We start from the raw sequence: 20,938 nt of genomic DNA, 5'->3' as shown, positions 1-20,938 counted from the left end.
GCTGCCCAGTAGGAGAAATGTATGTGCGGAATCGTAGGTCTGTACTTGAAGAACCCGGCGCTGGAGTCCCAGCTCGGCAAGCTCTTCGAACCCATGCTGCTGTCGATGACCGACCGTGGCCCGGACAGCGCCGGCTTTGCCATCTATGGCGATGAAGTGGCGGATGGCTCGGTCAAGCTGACTTTGCAAAGCACCGTGCCCGGTTTTGATTTCAAGGCCCTGATGGGCGCGCTGGAAGGCCGCCTTGCTCAGTCGTTGAACTGGTTTCAGAACGCCAGTGCAGTAGTGTTGAAAACCACGGCCAAAGAAGCCGAGGTGCGCATGGCACTGGCTGAGCTGGCGCCGGGCGTACGCATCATGAGCGCCGGGCAGAGCATCGAGATCCTCAAGGGCATGGGCTTGCCGAAAGAAATTTCCGAGCGCTTCAACCTGGCCGGCATGAAAGGCAGCCACATCATTGGCCACACCCGTATGGCCACCGAAAGCGCGGTGACCATGGAAGGCAGCCACCCATTTTCCACTGGCGCCGACCTGTGCCTGGTGCACAACGGTTCGCTGTCCAATCACTTCCGCCTGCGTCAGGAACTCAAGCGCCAAGGCATCGTGTTCCAGACCGAGAACGACACCGAAGTCGCGGCCGGTTACCTGGCCTGGCGCCTGCAACAGGGCGACTCGCTCAAAGTGGCGCTGGATCATGCTCTGGAAGACCTCGACGGCTTCTTCACCTTCGCCATCGGCACCCGCAATGGCTTCGCGGTGATTCGTGATCCGATTGCCTGCAAACCGGCGATCCTTGCCGAAACCGAGGACTACGTTGCCATGGCGTCGGAATATCAGGCGCTTTCGAGCCTGCCCGGTATCGAGAACGCCAAGGTCTGGGAACCGGCGCCATCCACCATGTACATCTGGGAACGCAAAAGCGCCTGAGGAGCCCCTTATGAAAACCATCGATCTATCTGTCAGTGAAGTACGCGAGCTCAATCAGGGGCTGCACGATCAAGCCAAAGCATTGAGTGACGCGGAGTGGGTGGTGACCCATTCCAATGGCGCACACAACATTGCGGTCGGCGTTGACCAGGAACTGTTCATCGATATCCAGGGCCACGCAGGCTACTACTGCGCCGGCATGAACAAGAAAGCCCACATCACCGTGCACGGCAACGTTGGCACCGGTGTCGCGGAAAACATGATGTCCGGCTCGGTACGGGTCAAGGGCAGCGCCTCCCAGGCCGCTGGCGCCACCGCTCATGGCGGCTTGCTGGTGATCGAAGGCGACGCCGGTGCCCGTTGCGGGATCTCGATGAAAGGCATCGACATCGTGGTCGGCGGCAGCATTGGCCACATGAGCTGTTTCATGGGCCAGGCCGGGCGTTTGGTGGTGTGCGGCGATGCCGGCGATGCGTTGGGCGACTCGTTGTACGAAACCCGGATTTACGTGCAGGGCAGCGTGCAATCGCTGGGTTCGGACTGCATCGAAAAAGAAATGCGCGACGAACATCTTAGCGAGCTGAAAGAGCTGCTGGATCAGGCTGGTTTCACCGCTGACCCGAAAGCCTTCAAGCGCTACGGTTCGGCTCGCCAGCTCTACAACTTCAAAGTCGATAACGCGTCCGCGTATTAAGGAGTCAACCATGAGCGATAAACCTGTTCCGGTCCTGCGCGAATCCGCGACCTTTGACCGCCTGAGCATTCAGGAAATCCAGCGTGCCGCCGAAACCGGCATCTACGACATTCGCGGTGGCGGCACCAAGCGCAAGCTGCCGCACTTCGATGACTTGCTGCTGCTCGGCGCCAGCGTTTCCCGCTACCCGCTGGAAGGCTACCGCGAGAAATGCGGCACCGATGTGATCCTCGGCAATCGCTTCGCCAAGAAACCGATTCACCTGAAAATTCCGGTGACCATCGCCGGCATGAGCTTCGGCGCCTTGTCGGCCAATGCCAAGGAAGCCTTGGGCCGTGGCGCAACCATCGCGGGCACCAGCACCACCACCGGCGACGGCGGCATGACCCCGGAAGAGCGCGGCCAGTCGCAACACCTGGTCTATCAGTATCTGCCGTCGCGTTACGGCATGAATCCGGATGACTTGCGCAAAGCCGATGCCATCGAAATCGTCCTGGGGCAGGGTGCCAAACCGGGTGGTGGCGGTATGCTGCTGGGCATGAAAGTCACCGAACGTGTGGCCGGTATGCGCACGCTGCCGATCGGCGTCGATCAGCGCAGCGCCTGCCGTCACCCGGACTGGACCGGTCCCGATGACTTGGCGATCAAGATTGCCGAGCTGCGTGAAATCACCGATTGGGAAAAACCGATCTACGTGAAAATCGGCGCGAGCCGCCCGTACTACGATGTCAAACTGGCGATCAAGGCCGGTGCCGACGTCATCGTGCTCGACGGCATGCAAGGCGGTACGGCGGCGACGCAGGAAGTGTTCATCGAACACGTCGGCATCCCGATTCTCGGCGCCATTCCTCCTGCGGTGCAGGCGTTGCAGGAGGAGGGCATGCATCGCAAGGTGCAGTTGATCGTCTCTGGCGGTATCCGTAACGGTGCCGACGTGGCCAAGGCCATGGCCCTCGGCGCCGATGCCGTCGCCATTGGTACTGCCGCGTTGATCGCGCTGGGCGACAACCACCCGCGTCTGGATGAAGAACTGCGCAAGCTCGGTTCGGCTGCCGGTTTCTACGATGACTGGCAAGCAGGCCGCGACCCGGCAGGCATCACCACCCAGGACCCGGAACTGTCCAAACGTCTGGATCCGGTGGAAGGCGGTCGGCGTCTGGCTAACTACTTGCGAGTGTTGGTCCTGGAGGCCCAGACCATGGCCCGTGCCTGCGGTAAATCGCACCTGCACAACCTGGACCCCGAGGACTTGGTGGCCCTGACCGTCGAAGCCGCCGCCATGGCCCGCGTACCATTGGCCGGGACCTCGTGGATTCCGGGGCAACAGTACTAAGGCGTTGAAAACGCCGCCTGCATGGGCGGCGTCTACGATCAAACATGGACTAACACCAAGGAGCTGACTTGTCTGCGAAGACCATGCACTGAGGTCTTTCAGACATACCGCGTCGTCTGGCCTTCGCAGACAAGACTGCGCGTCCCGGTCTCTCCTACGCCCTTCGGGCAGAATCTTATTTGTTTTACCCGCTAACGGACACAGATCCGTATGCACTGCGAGCCTGCCTCGCGCGCCTTCCTTCTGCCAGTGCACCCTTTGGACGTATTCCCTGCTCTGGAGCTGACGATGATCCCTGACTTTCTTTCCCGTTGTTTTTCAAGAACAACCCTGGCGCTGCTTGCCTTGAGCCTATCACCACTGGCCTCGGCGGCCGACGTCACCCTGGACACCGGCACCACCGCCTGGATGATGACTGCGGCCATGTTCGTGTTGCTGATGTGCATTCCGGGTCTGGCGCTGTTTTATGGCGGCATGGTCCGGGCCAAGAACTTTCTTTCGGTGTTCACCCAACTGTTCGCAATCGCCGGCGTCATTGGTGTGTTGTGGGTAGTTTACGGCTACAGCATCGTGGTCGACGCCACCGGCATGGTCGCCGGTGAAGTCAATCTGAACAGCTTCGTCGGCGGGCTGAGCAAGGTGTTCATGCTCGACATGACCCACGACAGCCAGGTGGGCAATATTCCCGAAGGCGTCTACAGCGTGTTTCAGATGTCGTTCGCGATCATTACCCCGGCATTGATTGCCGGTGGGTTCGCCGAACGCATGAAGTTCAGCGCGGCGGTGGCATTCATGGCGCTGTGGTTCACCTTCGTCTACGCGCCCGTCGCGCACATGATCTGGGGCGGGCCAGGGGCGTTGATGGTCAATTGGGGCGTGCTGGATTTTGCTGGCGGCACCGCGGTGCATATCAATGCGGGCGTGGCGGCACTGGCGGCGTGTCTGGTACTGGGCAAGCGCAAAGGCTACCCGAACGTTGCCATGCCACCGCATAACCTCGGCTTCACCCTGATGGGCGCCGGTTTGCTGTGGATCGGCTGGTTCGGTTTCAACATTGGCTCCGGGGCTGCGGTGAATACCGGCGCCGGGATCATCATGCTCACCACCCAGGTCGCAGCGTGCGCGGGTGTCGTCGGTTGGATGCTCACTGAAACCCTGATTCACGGTCGCCCCAGTGCACTGGGCGCGGCATCCGGCGCGTTGGCCGGTCTGGTCGGCATCACCCCGGCCTGTGCCTTCGTCGGTCCGGCGGGCGCCATCGCCATTGGCTTGATCACCGGCGCGGTATGCTTTTTCGGCGTCAGCCAGCTCAAGCAGAAACTGGGCTATGACGACTCACTGGACGTGTTCAGCCTGCACGGCATCGGCGGAATCGTCGGCGCACTCCTGACCGGGGTTTTCGCTTCCCCTTCGCTGGGCGGCTATGTCGAGAAACTGGACATCGGCACTCAGGTGCTGACCCAATTGAAAGGCGTCAGCTTCACGTTTGGCTACTGCTTTGTCGTGAGCCTGATCATCCTCAAGGCGCTGGAGTGGACCATTGGCTTGCGCACCAGTGAAGAGAGCGAAACGATGGGGCTGGACCTCGCTGAACATGATGAGCGGGCTTACGCCATTTGATCTGACGGGGGTGCTGAAACGCCTCAGGTGATGAGGCGTTTCTTTGTCTTTCACGTGTTATTGGCTGATTTCGGGGCGACCTGGCAGCGGGGGGAGGGCGATGGGCAAGGCGCGCCGTCGGTTGTTAGCGCAAAGACGCGTTATGATGACTCCGCCCAGCGCTGATCCTTGAAGTCACGGGCAAGCCTTAACCCTCGGAGTCAGAAGCTAGATGTCCACGATCACCCTTTTTCAAACCCCGCCCCCCGAGCCCATCAAAAGCCAGATCCTGCAGATGGTCGTCGACTATCTGACCGATATCAGCATGGTAGCCATCGCGCCGAGCAATCCCCTCTACAACCTGTATCAATACGGTATCGGCTACGAGGTTCATCTCTACCTGGACGCTATGGACGGTTCCAGAGGCATTCCAGTCGAATTGATCGTGGCGTCGGATGTCCAGGATCCTTCCAAGGTCGTCGGCTTCTTGCTGTACCTGCCGGTGAAGGACGATCCCGAGGCCTGCGCAGTGGCCTATATGGCTGTGCGGCAAAGCCATCGACGTCGGGGTGTCGCGCGCGCGATGTTGCAGGAAATGGTCGGTCGATACCCTCATGCCGAGCTGGCCTGCATCGTTGGCAAGGTGCCGTGTTTCGAGTCGATGGGGTTTCAGGTTTTGGGTGCACGCGGTCCTCAGGTCGTCATGAATACCCGCGACCACGGCACGGACGGCCTGTTGGCGGTGTTGGACGTAGCGCCGATCTATAGCTCTGTGGAGGTGCGGCAGATTCATACGTATCTGCTTCAGCAACACGGGAAAAAAGCGATGGTGGAAGCCGAGAAGAAGCGTGACCGGCATCTCGACCAGATGACACGCCACGCGAAGGCTTTTGTGCTGGACCGTCTTGGAGAGGCCGCCTCGCAAAACACCGGGCGCGGGCCACGCTTGCTCTAGGTCTCTGGCGAAAGTATAGAAACGCGTTCAGGCACTCACTGCGTACCGAACATAGCCGTCCAGTAAATCCCCGCATCACTCTTCGGATCCACCGCATAGGCCGCACCCAGCTCGCGAAACTGTGGGTTCATCAGGTTGGCGCAGTGACCGGGACTGGCCAGCCAGCCATCTACCACCCTGCGCGTGGTGTCCTGCCCGGCGGCGATGTTCTCGCCGATTTGCCGGCCGGCGTAGCCTGCCAGTTCAGCCCGATCACCCGGCGTGTGGCCATCGCGGTCCTTGTGATCGAAGAAGTTGTTATTGGCCATGCCGCGGGTATGGGCCTCGGCCGCTGTCGCCAGCGTGGCGTTCCAAGTCAGCGGCGTTGTGGCGGTAAAGGATTGGGCGCCGCACTGGCGCGGCTGCGTGCGGGCGGCGTTGATCATGTCGAGTAGTTGCTGTCCTTCCGCCTGCCAGCCGCCCAGGCGCCCAGCCAACAGCGGACGCGCCAGGACGATGCGCCACTCACTTCCCTCTCGGCTCACGCCGATATCGACGAATTGCGGGTCCAGCACAACCTGGCAGAAGCTCTCCTGCACCGCCGTCATGGCCGACTGCGCATCACTCGGCCCGGACAAGCTGATCGCCTGCACGCTGACCATCGGATAAGCCGCACGCGCCAGCGCCTGCTGCAGGTCCCCGCTACTATTGGCGGGCAGGACCAGGCGCGGATCGCTCGCCAGCGGCGGCAGCTCCTGAGACGCCTGGCCCGCGCAGCGTTGCGCCTGGCTGCGGTAGGCGTTGATCGACCCAGCCAACTGCGTCTCCTCGGTCGCCACGGCAGTGGCGGCGAACACCAATCCCAGCGACAACACGGCAAGACGCATAACGGATGATATGACGCGCATGGAAATCCCCCTTGAGCTGACTGCGCCCATGATGCGCGATTTAGCCCCATCCAGCGCAATGCCTTTTCACGGGGAACCAAAACTCGTTTGGCAAATACGTCCATTACCACGATGGAGCTGAACCGAGGAAAGCGTCTACCGAACCCACCTTCCTGATTTCAACGCGATCTGCCACTTATTGAGAGCGCACCCTAGTTGTGCAGATAGGGTGTGATATGCCGCATCCCACGCAACACGTAATCATCTTTCTCCCCCACCGGCGCGACGTAATGCAGCGCGCTTGCCGCTGCTTCGATACCTTCCAGACGGGCAATAATCCAGGCGGCAAGATATTGAGAGGCAAGACACCCTCCGGCGGTGGCAACATTACCTTTCGCAAAAAAAGCTTGGTTAAGCACGTCCACACCCGCTTCCTGGACCCATGGTTTCGTCGTCAAATCGGTACAGGCTGGAACACCTTCGAGCAGGCCCAGCTTCGCCAATACAAGAGTGCCAGAGCACTGTGCACCCAATAGTTGTCTCCCTGGATCAAACTGCAACTGCGCCATCAAGGCTACGTCAGCGACGACCTCACGTGTGTGCATACCGCTGCCAACAATGACCGCATCGGCTTCACTCGCGTCTTGAAGAGTTGCTTGTGATTCGATGACTACCCCATTCATAGAACGAACACGGGCAGTGGGACTGGCAATCGACACTCGCTAACCCGGCTTCTGGACGCGATTTAGCACACCCAGTGCAATGAGAGAATCGAGTTCGTTGTAACCTTCGAAGGTCAAAATAGCGATGTGCATGTTGCCGCCTTCCTGTGCAAATTTGGTTGAGGAATGAGTACAGCTATTCGCCCCTCAAGACGATGGCCCCCGGACCACCCTTGGGTGCTGGCCATGCGAATCAGTTGCGCAGGAAGATGCTAGGGCCGAGAATCATTACAATCAAATTATTGTAATGGATACATTGTCCATGGCTCGCTCCCGCTACAAAGTGTTGGTCGACGCATTTGCTGCCGATATCCAGGCAGGGCGCTTGCGGCCAGGCACCCGGCTACCTACACACCGCGAACTCGCGGCAAAAGAGGGGATGGCGCTGGTGACTGCTACCCGCGTTTACTCAGAGCTTGAGGCTATGGGACTGGTCAGCGGGGAAGCCGGGCGAGGTACCTTTGTTCGGGAAACCTCGTTACCTCTAGGGCTGGGCATCGACCAGCATGCGGTTGCTTCAGGCATCGTTGATCTCAACTTTAACTACCCATCGCTGCCTGGCCAGGCCGAGTTGCTACGAGGTGCATTGCGCCAACTCGCGATTTCCGGCGACATGGAGGCAATGCTGCGGTATCAACCTCATGCAGGGCGCAAGCATGAGCGGGCCATGGTGGCGCGCCATCTCCAATGTCGCGGGTTGGCCGTGTCCGAGGATCAAGTGTTGATCGTAAGTGGAGCACAGCATGGGCTGGCAGCCACTGTCATGGCGCTGCTTCGCCCCGGTGACGTCGTTGCGACCGACGCCTTGACCTATCCAGGATTCAAAGTGCTTGCGGAGTCACACCGCCTCGAATTGGCAGCTATTCCTTCGGCGGGCCATGAACCCGACCTGGACGCTCTGGAGCTGCTGTGCAAGAGTCGGCGAGTACGTGCTGTGTACACGATGCCAACACTGCACAACCCGCTGGGATGGGTGACAAGCATGCCGTGGCGACTAAGGATGGTAGCGATAGCCCGTGAGTACGGTCTGCTTATTATCGAGGATGCGGCCTATGCCTTTTTGGCAGAGGATCCATCCCCTCCATTGGCGACACTTGCACCAGAAACAACCGTTTACGTCTCAGGACTCTCCAAAAGTGTTGCCACCGGGATTCGCGTCGGATTTGTTGCAGCCCCCACTCAATGGGTTCCCGCGATTGAACGAATAATCAGGGCCACCACTTGGAACACCCCCAGCGTCATGACGGCTATCGCCTGTGGCTGGCTTGACGATGGCACTGTCACACGACTGGAGGAAGAGAAGCGTCGCGACGCCAGGGTTCGTCAATCAATAGCGAATGCAGCACTCTCAGGACTCCAATACATCAGCCACCACTCCTCCTATTTTGTCTGGCTACCTTTGGGGGAAGAGGTTCGAGCCGACCAAGTAGCGGCAGCGCTTATGCGCGAGCAGATTTCGGTATCGACTGCCGAACCGTTTACGACGTCCGCACATGTACCCCATGCGATCCGCTTAGCGCTAGGATCTGTATCGCTGGCCGCGCTCGAGGAAGCGCTCAAAAAGGTGAAGCGGGTTGTTGATTCATACTCGTATTCGCCAGGCGATTCAGGAAGGTGTGTTCGGCAGACACTTACGAACCCGCTAATGGCACTAAGCTGCCTTTACGGCACGCCTCGCAGCCTCGAAGTGAGCAAGCCAGGCTTGATGATCAGCGCCACGACGCAGATCAAGGCCAGCCCCAGCATCACACTGCTGCCGATGAATGCTGCCGAAATACCGGCCGCCAGGGCTTCCGGACCGACGTTTAGCGCCTCGCCATGACTGAACACCACGGTCAGGATCCCCAACCCCAATGAGCCTCCAAGCTGGTGCGCCACGTTGACCAATCCCGAGGCGGCGCCAGCGTCGCGAGGATTGATATCGGTCATGCCCGCAGTGGTCAGTGGACTGAGGCTGGCACCTTGGCCCAGCCCGATCAGTGCCATCGGCAGGGCGACACCTGTCAGATAATGGCTATCGGCCGAGACGCCGCTGAGCCAGATCATACCGATCAGCGCAACTGCCACGCCGCCAGCCAGCAGCCAACTGTTGCCAAAACGTTTGGTCAACGTGGGTACTGCCAACGCCGTGGCGAAGTTCACCAGCGTGGTCGGAAGAAACGCCATGCCTGCTTCGCTCGCACTGAACCCGAGCACCCCCTGAAGATATTGCGTGGTGAAAAACCAGAACCCGATCATCCCTCCCAAAAACAGCATCCGTGCCGCGTAGGCACCGGCGCGTATCCGGTGAGTGAACAGGCGCAGGGGCAGTATCGGCTGATTCGCTCGTGCTTCGTGGGCGACGAAAACGGCCAGCAACAAGGCGTCACCGGCTACGATGCCGATGGTCACTTCATCATTCCAGCTGACCGTTGCCGAACGGACAATCCCCGCCAATGCAGCCTTGAGCATCGGACTGCTGCTGTTGAACACCAGTTGCCCTTCCACCCGCGCTTTCACCTCGTGCCCGTCCTTCGCCAACTCCCAGGCCATCAGGCCGCCGTGGGTCGGCAGGCGCAGGTTGATGCAGGCATGCTCCGCCAGGTCTTGCGGTGTCTGCGGAGGTGTCCGGCCGGCGAGGTAGGCTGGCGAGCCCACCACCGCCATGCGTAGATCCGGCGCGATGCGTACGGCGATCATGTCCTTGGTAACCTGGTCACCCAGGCGCACCCCGAGGTCGTAGCGCTGCGCGACTATGTCGGTGAGCCTGTAGTCGATGGTGATCTCCACCTTGATGGCCGGATGCTCCAGCAGTAGTTGTTCCAGCTTGGGCCACAGGATGCTGCTGGCAGCATGTTCGGCGGCCGTGATGCGAAGGTTGCCGATGGGCTTGTCGCGAAGGTCCTTCAAAGCCGCAAGTTCGGCTTCGATCTCCTCGAAGCGCGGCGCCACGGTCAACAGCAAACGCTCGCCGGCTTCGGTCGGGGATACACTGCGTGTCGTGCGCGTCAGCAAGCGCAGACCCAGCCGGGTCTCCAACGCGCGAATGGTATGGCTCAACGCGGATTGAGAGACTCCAAGCTGCGCAGCCGCTCGGGTGAAGCTGCCCTCGCGCGCGACCGCGACGAAAGCAAGCAGATCATTGAAGTTCTCGCGGGGCATTGATCGATCCAGCTCATGACCAGGAGTGGATTATGTCATTCAGTACGAGTTACCGCACTCCGCGGACTCAGCTTTTGGCCGCCATCGCGGTGACTTCCACGCGCATACCTTCGACCGCCAGAGCGGCTACGCCGACGGCGGCGCGAACCGGCCAGGGCTTGGCGAAGAAGCGCTGGTAGACCTCGTTAAAGGCGGCGCGGTCGGCCATGTCGGTGAGGTAGATGGTCAGATGCAGGACCCGGTCCATGGAACTGCCGGCGCGCTCCAGCGCTACCTTGAGCGCCTGCAGGGTGCACTCGCTCTGCTCGAAGATGCCGCCCAGCTCCAGGCTGCCGTCGGCGCGGGTGGGGATCTGAGTGGAGACCAGCAAGCCGCCGAAACCGGCGACGTCGGAGGAGATGGATTCCGGGTCGGGGTCGGGGAGGAAGGTGAGGTCGTGATTTGCCATGGGGATCTCTTGCTTAAGGTGGTAAAGGGGCGGTCGTGTATGGGGCGGTCGGCCCGACATCGTCAGCGGGCTCGGTAAGCCAAGCCCGCAGAGGCATTCAATGAGGCAACGCCTTTTGCTCGGCCAGTTTATAGCCCCGTCGTCGGGCCGTTCGTGAATTAGCTCGAGAAAGGGCAGAGGTTCTGCGCATCGCGATAGCTGGCCAGATACAACAGCGTTACGGGATAGCGCTTGGGGCTTGGACAGGCTTGCCATCAAGCGCTGCGGAATATTGATGCCGGTACCACACTCGAACGGCCCCGGAAATGTCTGGCTGGGGATAGTATTTTTCCATCCTGCCGCTCTTCACCCTGGATGAAATCGTTCTAAAAACCCCGGTCAGCGCTTCGAACTTTTTGCTATTCTGAATTTATAGGTGAAGACGCAGACTGATGCGCAAGAGGATAGCAAGGAAACGTGGGGCGCGTTCCGAAGGGTACACGGTTAGAAAGATCTCCGCGCTGAGATCCAGCCCTTATGCCGTGTGAAGCAGAAGAGCACAAAACTGTTCTGTGAGAATCCTGATAAACCTTGTAAGCCGGAGACCAGCACCGGCCACCTATTTGATTTTCAAAGCCCGCCCTGTGCGGGCTTTTTCGTAGGCGCAAGATTGATGCCCTCCTATCAAACACCCTTTAGATAATTGAAAAACAAGATATAAATCTTAAGTCCGGCACCGATCCAATGTAGGAGAGACCGGGACGCGTAGTTTTGTCTGCGAAGGCCATTCAACGCGGTGGGTCTGACAGATCGCGCCGTATGTTCTTCGCAGACAAGACTGCGCGTCCCGGTCTCTCCTACGCCCTTTGGGCAGAAGCGGGACCGTGTTTGCTGCACGACAGCGCGGCGTCGAAGACGGGGCGGGATCTCCTGTTTCACTGGCTCGTTGCGGATAGCTTGAGGAGTATCGCCCACACAGATCAGTCTCCGTCAGTTTACGGATGAAGCGAGCGACGGCTCAGGGGCGCCGTCAACATAACTTATCTCTGGGGGACGTTACGGCGTTCAATGGCTTTCAAGAGCATGTCGACGCCCCCTAACAAAAACTTCAATACCGCATCATCGGCGAGCACCCCATTGACGATTTTTTCGTTCACTGTCCCGATCACAATTTGCGGATAGGCAACAATCTCGGCTTGAAACGCCATAAGCGTTTCGTTGAGCTGTTGATGCGCACGAACACCACCGGTAAATGCGGGGGATGCGGTAAAGCTCAGGACGGGTTTGCCGCTCAGGCTGGATCGTCTGTGAGGGCGAGAGACCCAATCCAATGCGTTTTTCATCACGCCGGACAGACCGTGGTTGTACTCGGGGGTACCAATAATCACTCCGTCGCACTCCGTCAGGATGTCCCGCAATCGTTTCACCGCCCCGGGCGTGCGCAGCCCGTCATCATCTTCGTTGTATCCCGGAAGATCGTTCAGCGGGTGGACCAGCAGTGCGATGTCGGGCGCCAGCAAACTGCCAAGTGTCTGCAAGATGGCAGAGTTGCTTGAGCCCGTGCGCAGGCTGCCAGACAGCCCGACCAAGCGAATCTGATGCGACATGAATCCTCCGGTTTTCGAATAGACAGTGATGACTGAGCTGACCCGATCAGGCGTGCGCACCAATCATCACGAAAAGTGCTTTAGCGATTTGATGACTTTTGTTGCGCCAGGCATGCCGGGTTCCGTTTTGAATAACGATGTCGCCAGACTTGACCAGGGTTTGGGTGCCGTCATCCATTTCGAGCCACAATTCGCCTTCGAGAATGACGCCGTAATCGATGGTCGGGGTTCTATGCATGCCGGGGTTGTCGGCTTCGAAGCACTCAAACAGACCTGGCAATGCGCTGCTCATCTCTTCGATCATCCGTGAACCATCGAGTGGATTCATCATTACGCTGTCAGGTGGAAAGGTGAAAGCAGCGATGCTCGTAGCGCCTGGCGCAGGTATTAGAGAGGTTTTATTGTCGGTCGGATCTTTGTGAGCAACCGGGAGTGAAGGCTCAGGTGGTGTGATCCAGAACTGTGCCATGGCATGACCAGGAATGGTTTCGAATGACACTGCTCTGGGTGTAGGCCCGTCAGACACGATAACTGAGCGACCTGTCTCATCATGGCCGGTTACGATTCGTCTCATTTGCATGTGGTGTGCTCGCTGGTTAGTCGACGCGTTGAGGCGAGGGCGCCGAAAGGCGCCGCCGCACATCAGTTGGTTCAGGGACAGATCACGTAGTTGCTGAAGCCGCCATGGCGGTTTTCGATGCCTGTGATCGCGCTGTTGACGTCTTCTAACGAGAACGCTGTGTTCTCGAAAAACGAGAGATCGAGTACACCCGACTCGACCATATCTGCCATCGCCTGTCCTTGTCCGGTTGTGAATGTCTACGGCGGGACGGCAGTGTGGGACGGCGCTTCCTTCATTGGTGAACTCGCGTTCAACCGCCGACTGAGTGTGACCCGGAATGTTGATCAGTTGGACCCCAACACCACTCGAGATGCCTTCGCACTGCGCTTCACGTTCGAACCCCAATACTTCCAGGTATTCCCCGGGATTGACGTTCAAGCCCCGATCTCTGTGGGCTACAACCCCGCAGGGCGTTCTTCCGTCACACCTCAGGCTTTTGGCCCGGAACATGGCGGGGATCTGACCCTGGGTCTCAAGGCCGATTACAAGAAGCAATGGTATGCATCGCTGAGCTACACCAACTTCTTTGGTGAAGCGGGACCGGTCATCAATTCAGCTAATTCGTTCACCTACCAACAGAATCTGAAGGATCGGGATTTCGTTGCATTTTCGATTCAGCGAACCTTTTAAGCGAAGAACAGGCGGGCTCTAACAATGATAAAAACCAAGCTGATAAAAACCAAACTGCTATTGGTCTCCACACTGTCGATGTCAATGCTTGCCGGCATGGCGTTCGCAGCGGTCAGTCCAGACGAAGCGGCGAAGCTCAAGACAACGCTGACCCCCATGGGCGCTGAAAAAGCGGGCAACGCGGATGGCTCCATTCCTGCCTGGACGGGAGGGCTGACCAAGGATGTTGCAGGGGCAAAATCTGGAGATATGCCCGCCGATCCTTTCCCTGGCGAAAAGCCGGGCGTGCAGATTACCGCCAAGAATGTCGCGCAGTACGCCGACAAATTGAGCGAAGGTACCAAAGCGCTTCTGGCGAAGTATCCGGATACCTTTCACCTCGATGTGTATCCAACCCATCGCACGGCTGCGGCGCCCGAGGACGTTTATAAAAATACGTTCGTCAACGCGACCAACTGCAAGACGATCAGCAATGGATTGTCGGTTCAGGGGTGCTATGGAGGCATTCCGTTTCCGATACCGAAAACCGGTAATGAAGTGATCTGGAATTTCCTGCTTCGGGTCGAGGCTGAGTCCATCCAGATGGGGTATGCCAACATCATCGGTAACGCTGACGGTAGCCGGACACTCGCCAGCCGAGGCGTTGAAAACTGGCAGTACCCTTATTACTACAAAGACGGTACCGCTGATAAATGGACCGGTCAGTATGCCTTGCTACGGTTTTTGACCAACGAACCACCGTTCAAGGCCGGTGAGTCATTGGTGACTCACGACAGCATCAATGCGCAAGAGCCAAGAGAGGCCTGGCAATACCTGGTGGGTCAGCGTCGTGTACGTCGTGCCCCAACGGTTGGGTATGACACACCGGACTTCGTGGCTTCCGGTGCCAACTACTTCGATGAGGTCCACGGCTTCATCGGTCATCCGGACCGCTATGACTGGAAGCTGGTCGGCAAGAAAGAGATGTACATCCCTTACAACGACAACAGGTTCAACGCCGAAAAGCGAGAGGATGCTTTCGTAGCCAATCACCTCAACCCGGACAAAGTGCGCTGGGAGCTGCATCGGGTTTGGGAGTTGGAAGCCAACGTCGCGGCGGGGAAACGCCACGCGGTGCCCAAGCGCAAATTCTACATCGATGAGGATAGCTGGACGGTTTCGCTGGTGGACGGGTACGACGCCGAAGGCAAGCTGTGGCGTGTATCGCAGGTACTGCCTTTCGTTGTGCCTTCAATCCCAGCCGTGGTGGTGAAACCGGTCGTCATCTACAACCTGCAAGCCAAGACTTACAGCGTTGTACAGAGCCTGAATGGTGAAACGTACAGCGTTGTACCTCGCAAGCCCGAGAACTTTTTCACCGGGACCGCCGTCGCGTCTGGATCGGTGCGCTGAACCTCGCAATAACCTATTCAAATCAGTGTTCCAGGGAGCGCAGTGCCTTTGGCATTGCGCACCTGCACCGCATCATCGAGGCTCAGAAATGCGTATTCAATCACCTTGGTTTTTCGGCAAAAACCCTCTAAGCGCTTTCCTGGTGTGCGCCGGGATGACTGCGATGCTTGGCAGCGGAGCAACGCTCGCACAAACAGGTGGCTTGCTGGTACAGCCCTCGATTTCCAGCGTCATGGCGCCCCGATCTGTGATGCTGAGCGTCGCCCGTGCCGGAAGCAGGCTGGTCGCCGTCGGGGAGCGAGGTTTCATCATCGTCTCCGACGACAATGGCAACACATGGAAGCAGGTCAATTCTCCGGTCAGCGTGACGTTGGTGAAAGTTCGTTTCATCGATCAGAACGATGGCTGGGCAGTCGGTCATGCCGGCGTCGTACTGCACAGCAACGATGGTGGTTTGACCTGGTCCCGACAGCTCGATGGAATCCAGGCCGCCCGGATTGAGCTTCAGGAGGTCAAGGAGGAGGTGGCCGGCTCGGACCCTGGCGCAAAAGCACAAGAGCGTCTAGCCCAGGCACAGCAACTGGTCGATGACGGTCCTGACAAGCCGTTTCTGGATCTGTTGTTCTTCAACCCCAACGATGGACTCGTCGTAGGCGCCTACGGGCTCGCCTTCGCCACCCATGACGGTGGCCTGAGCTGGCAATCGATCCGTTCACGTATCAATAACCCATCGGGACTGCATCTCTATAGCCTCGAGCAGGTTGGCGAGGATGTATTTCTTGCGGGAGAGCAGGGCACTCTTTTGCGTTCAAGCGATAGAGGGAAAAGCTTCGAATCGCTTTCGTCGCCTTATGAGGGGACGACCTTCGGTATGCAGGGATCTGGCAGCGGCTCGTTACTGGTGTTCGGGTTGCGGGGAAAAGCTTATGAGTCGGTGGACCGTGGAGATACCTGGCGCAAGCTGGATACTTTACAACCCGTTACATTGACCAGCGGCCTTAGACTCAATGATGGCTCCGTGTTGCTTGCCGATGAGTCGGGCAGGGTGCTGCGCTTCAACAACGGTGACGCGAAAGGGGCTGTTCTGCCCGTTACTCAACCCAGTTACTTCACTGGAATGGCACAAGCTGCGAATGGTGATCTGATCATCAGCAGTGCTCGCGGCATGCTGTCGTCCACTGTCGCGGTGGAAAGTCCGGAGCACAACCAATGAACAGTTTTACGCGTTCTGAAGAACATTCCATCGCTCCGAAACTGACAGAGTTCGACCCCTCCTCAGGTACTCTGGTCGAGCGAATGCTGTTCAATCACCGGAGCATTATTCTGGGCATCTGCGTGCTCCTGAGTCTTGTACTCGGCTATCAGGCACTGGGATTAAAACTCAACGCTGCTTTCGAAAAGATGATTCCTACGGATCACCCTTATGTTCAAAACTACCTGAAAAATCGTGGCCAACTGGGTGAGGGCGGCAATACCTTGCGTATCGCGGTTGAGGCCAAGCAAGGAGGCATTTTTGATGCCGCGTATCTGGACACCGTGAAAAGAATCAATGACGAGGTCTTTTTGTTTCCGGGGGTTGACCGGTCTTACATGAAGTCCTTGTGGACGCCAGCCACACGATGGATAGGTGTGACCGAGGAGGGCTTTGATGGTGGCCCCGTCATTCCCGACGACTACGACGGCTCTGCCAAAAGTCTTGATCAGGTTCGTCAGAACGTTGAGCGGTCTGGGGAGATAGGCCGACTCGTGGCCTCGAATCTCAAGTCCAGTATCGTGCTTCTGCCTCTTCAAGAAACAGCCTCCGATGACGGCAAGCCCCTCGATTACCATGCGTTGTCGGGCCAGTTGGAACAGATCAGGGCCAAGTACGAGACGGACAACATCAAGATCCACATCACCGGGTTCGCCAAGGTCGTGGGGGATTTGATTGACGGCATGCGGCAAATGCAGCTGTTCTTCGCGGCGACCCTGGTGATTTGCGGCATCGTGTTGTTCTGGTACACCCGATGCATACGCAGCACCTTGCTGGTCCTTCTGTGTTCGATCATCGCCGTGGTGTGGCTTCTGGGTTTACTGCCCACGTTAGGCTTCGATCTGGATCCCTACTCGATCCTCGTACCCTTCCTGGTGTTCGCCATCGGCCTGAGCCATGGGGCTCAAAAGATGAATGGGATCATGCAGGACATTGGGCGCGGTGCAGACAAGCTGGTCGCCGCACGATTCACGTTCCGCAGATTGTTTTTGACTGGGCTCATGGCATTGGTGGCGGATGCTGTCGGCTTTGCAGTGTTGATGATCATCAAGATTCCGGTCATTCAGGACCTTGCTGTCACCGCCACCATGGGAGTCCTCGCGCTGATTTTCACCAACCTGATTCTGCTGCCGATTCTGTTGTCCTATACCGGTGTGAGCAAAGCTGCGGCACAGCGAGAAGCAGCGGCCGACAAGTTTTCGCAGCTGGACACGCAACACACCCGGCATGTTTTTTGGGCTTTTCTGGATCGATTCACTGAGCGTAAATGGGCGAGCGGCGCAATTGTCATTGCCATCGTTCTCGGCGTGGCGGGTTTTGCCGTCAGCCTTCATGTGAAGATCGGCGATCTCAATCCAGGCGCGCCTGAGCTACGTCCGGAGTCGAGATACAACAGCGACAATCGGTTTATGGTCAGCAATTTCTCCGCCAGTAGCGACAAGTATGTGGTCATGGTTAAAACGCCTCAGTACTTCTGCGCGAACTACGAGACGCTGGTCTCCGTCGACGCACTGGAAGCACAACTGCAACAGCTACCGGGTGTCGTATCCACCACCTCTCTGGCTGCGCTGAGTCAGCAAGCTGCTGCGGGCATGAACGAAGGCAGCATGACCTGGTACGAGATACCCCGTAACCAAGGGTTGCTGAATGCGATCATTACGCGTGCTCCCCGGGAGTTGTTCAACCAAAACTGCGATCTGTTGACCCTCTACGTGTATCTCTCCGATCACAAGGCCGACACGCTCACCAGCGTGGTGCAGACCGTCGAGCAATTTGCTGCGACACATAACACGGATCAGCTCCAGTTTCTGAATGCGGCGGGTAACGCCGGTATCGAAGCGGCGACCAACATTGTCGTGAAGCGTTCGAACGTTCAGATGCTTTTCATGGTTTACGCGGCCGTGATCACCCTCTGTTTCATCACGTTTAGATCGTGGCGAGCAGTGGTGTGTACGGTTCTGCCGCTAATGCTGACGTCGATATTGTGCGAAGCGCTCATGGTCGGATTGAACATAGGCGTCAAGGTCGCCACGCTACCTGTGATCGCGCTGGGGGTGGGGATCGGGGTCGATTACGCGCTTTACATCCTCAGCGTGACCCTGGCCAATCTGCGGCGCGGTTCGAGCTTGTCCGATGCCTATTACCTGGCACTCCTGTCGACCGGGAAGGTGGTGGTCATGACTGGCATCACGCTGGGTGTCGCAGTCACGACCTGGGTGTTATCACCGATCAAGTTTCAGGCTGACATGGGCATTCTGCTGGGCTTCATGTTCATTTGGAACATGGTCGGTGCCTTGGTGTTGGTGCCGGCCCTCGGCCATTTCTTGCTCAGACCCAAGGTATTACCTGTCAACGTCTGACAAACACGGAACCGGTCCGGGAGTTTCGGATCGGTTCAGCGCCATGCCAATCGAGGTCCAGCTATCCACAACTCAGGCAATACGCCGAACCCATACATAGGAGCTGCCGAAGGCTGCGATAAGGCCGGAACGGCCTTCAAGAAATATCTGCATCTACGACCGGTTCCGTCGGACGCGACCCCGGGGTGATCGCAGCCTTCGGCAGCTCCTACAAGGATTTGTGCCCGGCATGAATCTGTGGGAGCAGGCAAGCCTGCTCCCACACAGGCTGTGTGAAAACCCCAACAGAAAACTGAACTGCATGTTCGTACGTCAATTCTGAAATAGATCGGCTGTTGGACAGACCTGAATTTCACGTAGGAACGCGATTTTCAGGTCAGTTTTTAATCAGTTAATCGGTCGCGGAGGTTTTCACACAGCCTGCACAGATTCTGGGTGAACCCGGCACCGAGTTTGCTGTGCGACAGCGCGGCGTCGAAGACGGGGCGGGGCCTCCTATCAATAAATTTGTATCAGTCATGGTCATAGGCAAAGCAAAACCCTCAGCGATCATGACGTCGCTGAGGGTTGATGCTATGGCCTGTGATTCACACCACCAACCGATGACAGAAGTACACCATCAGCACCCCGGCCACCAAGGTCACATACGGCCACACGCCCGCACGTTTGGTGCCGTCGTCCGTCTGGATATGCAAGTCACTCAACATAGCTGCCGGGAAGCTGCCCTTGTCCTGCACGTAGTGCCGATAAAAGAACACCGGGATGATCAGCAGCGCCAGTAGCACGCCAGTGAACAAGGTGCCCACACCCCAGATGTCGGCACCGAGGCCCATGCAGGCCAGGTTGACGAAGCTCAATACGCCACCCAGGACCAGCAGCACGGTCGGTGCTTTGTAGGGGCGGACCCAGTCCGGGCGGTCCATGCGGTGGATCCAGCCGGCGTTGAGGTTGAGGAAGTTGAAGATGATGTAGCTGACGTTGGACGCCGCGAGGACGAACACGTAGTCGGACATCAGCAACAACAGCAGGTTGAACGACAGGTCGGTCCACATGGCCGCCGTGGGCGCGCCGTGTTCGTTGGTGCGGCCCAGGTATTTAGGCAGCCAGCCGTCCACGGAAGCCTGATACAGGGTGCGCGAGGAGCCGGACATTGAGGTCATGATCGCCAGCAGGGTGGCGAGGATCAGCATGATCAACACGATATTGGCGACAACCTTGCCGCCACCGATGCTGTCAGCCATGGCCTGACCCACGCCCATGCCGCTGTAGATCGCCGGGGACAACAGACCACTGTAGACCGCTGGCGTGGTGATCACGCCGTTGGCATCCACCACCGCCGCGCTGACCAGTTGACCCAGACCAAGGCTGCCCTGAAACGCCATCGGTACCAGGGTGAACACCAGAATGCACAGCAGGCCTGCGTAGAAGATCGCCTTGAAGGTGTCACGTTTGGGGTCTTTGAACTCGCGGGTGTAGCACACGGCGGTCTCGAAACCGTAGGTGGACCACGCGGCCATGAACAAGCCACCGGCCATCAACGACCAACCGGAAATGTCCCAGGCGCCATCGGTGACCTGACCTGCGGCATCGTGGGCCAAGGGGTACAGCGGCAGGAAGTTAGCGTGCGTGGCATCACCAGTCAGCAACGGCACCACGCCCACCAGCAACAGTGGAATCAGCGAGGTGACCCCGAGGATCAAGGTCAGGCGTGCCGAGCGCAGGATGCCGCCATGTTGCACGGCGAACACCAAGAGCAGAATCACCGCGCCCACCACGAAGGTCGCGTTCAGGCGCAGGGACAGCCCGCTCTTGATCCAGCCCAGGTCCAGCAATGTCAGCTGCCAGGTGTTGATCAGCGCATCGGGTGCAAACAACGCGGTGAGGATGTACCCGGCCGCCAGCCCGGAGCCGATGGACAGTACCGGCGACCACGCCAGCCAGTTGCACCACACCGACACCGGGGCGATGAGTTTGCTGTAACGGACCCAAGCCACTGCACCGTAGACCGATGCGCCTCCGGATTTATGCGGAAACAGCCCGGCGATCTCGGCGTAGGTGAAGGCCTGGATAAAGCCGAACAGGATCGAAACGATCCAGACGATCCATGCTGGTTTGCCCACCGTCGCGGCAATCGCGCCAATGGAGAACAACACCAGTGCCGGTACGCCGCTGGCGACCCAGAACGCACCTCTCCAGTCAATCTTGCGCTGCAGGCCCTCGGCCGTTTGGCCGGCCTGCGGTACGGTCTCGAACGTAGTCGCTTCCATCTCTGTTATCCCATGTCTAAGTAGAATTGTCGGGGGCAGTCGGAAGGTGTCCCGACACCCCACCCTCGGTCGGCGGTGGGGTGTCGGTCAGCGAGTGTTTGCGGTCTTGTTGAAAGACTCTTGGTCTCGCTGGTTGGCAACGCA

General features: G+C 58.5%; 14 protein-coding genes and 4 pseudogenes. 10 read left to right on the top strand and 8 right to left on the bottom strand.

Annotation, left to right across the window (positions count from 1 at the left end; all coding sequences use genetic code 11):
• Positions 1 to 21: 21 nt before the first annotated feature.
• The 5 genes from AC1MEE_RS11955 (at position 22) to AC1MEE_RS11935 (ending at position 5,508) form a co-directional block, all read left to right on the top strand.
• Positions 22 to 927: a class II glutamine amidotransferase gene (locus AC1MEE_RS11955; RefSeq protein WP_480415542.1), complete on the top strand. Its 906-nt coding sequence runs from the start codon at positions 22 to 24 to the stop codon at positions 925 to 927.
• A gap of 10 nt (positions 928 to 937) precedes the next feature.
• Positions 938 to 1,621 (top strand): protein glxC, encoded by a 684-nt coding sequence (locus AC1MEE_RS11950; RefSeq protein ID WP_480415541.1) that lies wholly within the window; start codon positions 938 to 940, stop codon positions 1,619 to 1,621.
• A 10-nt stretch (positions 1,622 to 1,631) separates the two neighbouring features.
• On the top strand, positions 1,632 to 2,954 hold the full coding sequence (locus AC1MEE_RS11945) for an FMN-binding glutamate synthase family protein (protein WP_480415540.1): 1,323 nt from the start codon (positions 1,632 to 1,634) through the stop codon (positions 2,952 to 2,954).
• Between the two features lie 288 nt (positions 2,955 to 3,242).
• Positions 3,243 to 4,574, top strand: coding sequence for an ammonium transporter (locus tag AC1MEE_RS11940; protein WP_480415539.1), 1,332 nt, complete (start codon positions 3,243 to 3,245; stop codon positions 4,572 to 4,574).
• A 211-nt stretch (positions 4,575 to 4,785) separates the two neighbouring features.
• Positions 4,786 to 5,508 (top strand): GNAT family N-acetyltransferase, encoded by a 723-nt coding sequence (locus AC1MEE_RS11935; protein WP_480415538.1) that lies wholly within the window; start codon positions 4,786 to 4,788, stop codon positions 5,506 to 5,508.
• Positions 5,509 to 5,543: 35 nt separating this feature from the next.
• Here AC1MEE_RS11935 and AC1MEE_RS11930 read toward each other — a convergent pair whose 3' ends face one another.
• Together AC1MEE_RS11930 and AC1MEE_RS11925 are read right to left on the bottom strand one after the other, a co-directional pair.
• A complete protein-coding gene (locus AC1MEE_RS11930; RefSeq protein ID WP_480415537.1) occupies positions 5,544 to 6,395 on the bottom strand; it encodes a CAP domain-containing protein in 852 nt (283 codons plus the stop codon).
• A 191-nt stretch (positions 6,396 to 6,586) separates the two neighbouring features.
• Positions 6,587 to 7,189: pseudogene (locus AC1MEE_RS11925) on the bottom strand (DJ-1/PfpI family protein).
• Between the two features lie 169 nt (positions 7,190 to 7,358).
• Here AC1MEE_RS11925 and AC1MEE_RS11920 point away from each other — a divergent pair.
• A pseudogene (locus AC1MEE_RS11920) lies at positions 7,359 to 8,687 on the top strand (aminotransferase-like domain-containing protein); the annotation flags it as partial.
• Positions 8,688 to 8,758: 71 nt separating this feature from the next.
• On the opposite strand, the pseudogene AC1MEE_RS11915 reads toward AC1MEE_RS11920, so the two are convergent.
• The 5 genes and pseudogenes from AC1MEE_RS11915 to AC1MEE_RS11895 form a co-directional block, all read right to left on the bottom strand.
• A pseudogene (locus AC1MEE_RS11915) lies at positions 8,759 to 9,409 on the bottom strand (MFS transporter); the annotation flags it as partial.
• 114 nt (positions 9,410 to 9,523) lie between these two features.
• A pseudogene (locus AC1MEE_RS11910) lies at positions 9,524 to 10,237 on the bottom strand (LysR family transcriptional regulator); the annotation flags it as partial.
• A gap of 67 nt (positions 10,238 to 10,304) precedes the next feature.
• Positions 10,305 to 10,685, bottom strand: a complete 381-nt coding sequence (locus tag AC1MEE_RS11905; RefSeq protein ID WP_480415536.1) for a RidA family protein — start codon at positions 10,683 to 10,685, stop codon at positions 10,305 to 10,307.
• 1,019 nt (positions 10,686 to 11,704) lie between these two features.
• Positions 11,705 to 12,271, bottom strand: a complete 567-nt coding sequence (locus tag AC1MEE_RS11900; RefSeq protein WP_480415535.1) for an NADPH-dependent FMN reductase — start codon at positions 12,269 to 12,271, stop codon at positions 11,705 to 11,707.
• 46 nt (positions 12,272 to 12,317) lie between these two features.
• Positions 12,318 to 12,740 (bottom strand): cupin domain-containing protein, encoded by a 423-nt coding sequence (locus AC1MEE_RS11895; protein WP_480415534.1) that lies wholly within the window; start codon positions 12,738 to 12,740, stop codon positions 12,318 to 12,320.
• Between the two features lie 228 nt (positions 12,741 to 12,968).
• Here AC1MEE_RS11895 and AC1MEE_RS11890 point away from each other — a divergent pair, with 228 nt between their 5' ends.
• The 4 genes from AC1MEE_RS11890 to AC1MEE_RS11875 all read left to right on the top strand — a co-directional run bounded on the left by AC1MEE_RS11890 (position 12,969) and on the right by AC1MEE_RS11875 (position 18,527).
• A complete protein-coding gene (locus AC1MEE_RS11890; RefSeq protein WP_480415533.1) occupies positions 12,969 to 13,523 on the top strand; it encodes a DUF1302 family protein in 555 nt (184 codons plus the stop codon).
• 39 nt (positions 13,524 to 13,562) lie between these two features.
• Positions 13,563 to 14,915 carry a DUF1329 domain-containing protein gene (locus AC1MEE_RS11885; RefSeq protein WP_480416212.1) on the top strand — a complete coding sequence of 451 codons (1,353 nt, stop codon included), beginning with the start codon at positions 13,563 to 13,565 and terminating at the stop codon, positions 14,913 to 14,915.
• 88 nt (positions 14,916 to 15,003) lie between these two features.
• Positions 15,004 to 16,128, top strand: coding sequence for a WD40/YVTN/BNR-like repeat-containing protein (locus AC1MEE_RS11880; RefSeq protein WP_480415532.1), 1,125 nt, complete (start codon positions 15,004 to 15,006; stop codon positions 16,126 to 16,128).
• On the top strand, positions 16,125 to 18,527 hold the full coding sequence (locus AC1MEE_RS11875) for an efflux RND transporter permease subunit (protein ID WP_480415531.1): 2,403 nt from the start codon (positions 16,125 to 16,127) through the stop codon (positions 18,525 to 18,527). The genes AC1MEE_RS11880 and AC1MEE_RS11875 overlap by 4 nt, the downstream gene beginning before the upstream one ends.
• 587 nt (positions 18,528 to 19,114) lie before the next feature.
• Here AC1MEE_RS11875 and AC1MEE_RS11870 read toward each other — a convergent pair.
• On the bottom strand, positions 19,115 to 20,794 hold the full coding sequence (locus AC1MEE_RS11870; protein ID WP_480415530.1) for an APC family permease: 1,680 nt from the start codon (positions 20,792 to 20,794) through the stop codon (positions 19,115 to 19,117).
• Between the last annotated feature and the right edge of the window lie 144 nt (positions 20,795 to 20,938).

This window comes from Pseudomonas sp. ASL3, assembly GCF_056680425.1.
Note: the sequence above shows the minus strand (reverse complement) of the source record. Positions and strands in the feature narration are given on the sequence as shown.

Excerpts from the sequence above, each read along its gene's own strand:
- AC1MEE_RS11955 (WP_480415542.1), top strand. The coding sequence starts at position 22 with ATGTGCGGAATCGTAGGTCTGTACTTGAAGAACCCGGCGCTGGAGTCC.
- AC1MEE_RS11950 (WP_480415541.1), top strand. The coding sequence starts at position 938 with ATGAAAACCATCGATCTATCTGTCAGTGAAGTACGCGAGCTCAATCAG.
- AC1MEE_RS11945 (WP_480415540.1), top strand. The coding sequence starts at position 1,632 with ATGAGCGATAAACCTGTTCCGGTCCTGCGCGAATCCGCGACCTTTGAC.
- AC1MEE_RS11940 (WP_480415539.1), top strand. The coding sequence starts at position 3,243 with ATGATCCCTGACTTTCTTTCCCGTTGTTTTTCAAGAACAACCCTGGCG.
- AC1MEE_RS11935 (WP_480415538.1), top strand. The coding sequence starts at position 4,786 with ATGTCCACGATCACCCTTTTTCAAACCCCGCCCCCCGAGCCCATCAAA.
- AC1MEE_RS11930 (WP_480415537.1), bottom strand. The coding sequence starts at position 6,395 with ATGCGCGTCATATCATCCGTTATGCGTCTTGCCGTGTTGTCGCTGGGA.
- AC1MEE_RS11905 (WP_480415536.1), bottom strand. The coding sequence starts at position 10,685 with ATGGCAAATCACGACCTCACCTTCCTCCCCGACCCCGACCCGGAATCC.
- AC1MEE_RS11900 (WP_480415535.1), bottom strand. The coding sequence starts at position 12,271 with ATGTCGCATCAGATTCGCTTGGTCGGGCTGTCTGGCAGCCTGCGCACG.
- AC1MEE_RS11895 (WP_480415534.1), bottom strand. The coding sequence starts at position 12,740 with ATGGCACAGTTCTGGATCACACCACCTGAGCCTTCACTCCCGGTTGCT.
- AC1MEE_RS11890 (WP_480415533.1), top strand. The coding sequence starts at position 12,969 with ATGCCTGTGATCGCGCTGTTGACGTCTTCTAACGAGAACGCTGTGTTC.
- AC1MEE_RS11880 (WP_480415532.1), top strand. The coding sequence starts at position 15,004 with ATGCGTATTCAATCACCTTGGTTTTTCGGCAAAAACCCTCTAAGCGCT.
- AC1MEE_RS11875 (WP_480415531.1), top strand. The coding sequence starts at position 16,125 with ATGAACAGTTTTACGCGTTCTGAAGAACATTCCATCGCTCCGAAACTG.
- AC1MEE_RS11870 (WP_480415530.1), bottom strand. The coding sequence starts at position 20,794 with ATGGAAGCGACTACGTTCGAGACCGTACCGCAGGCCGGCCAAACGGCC.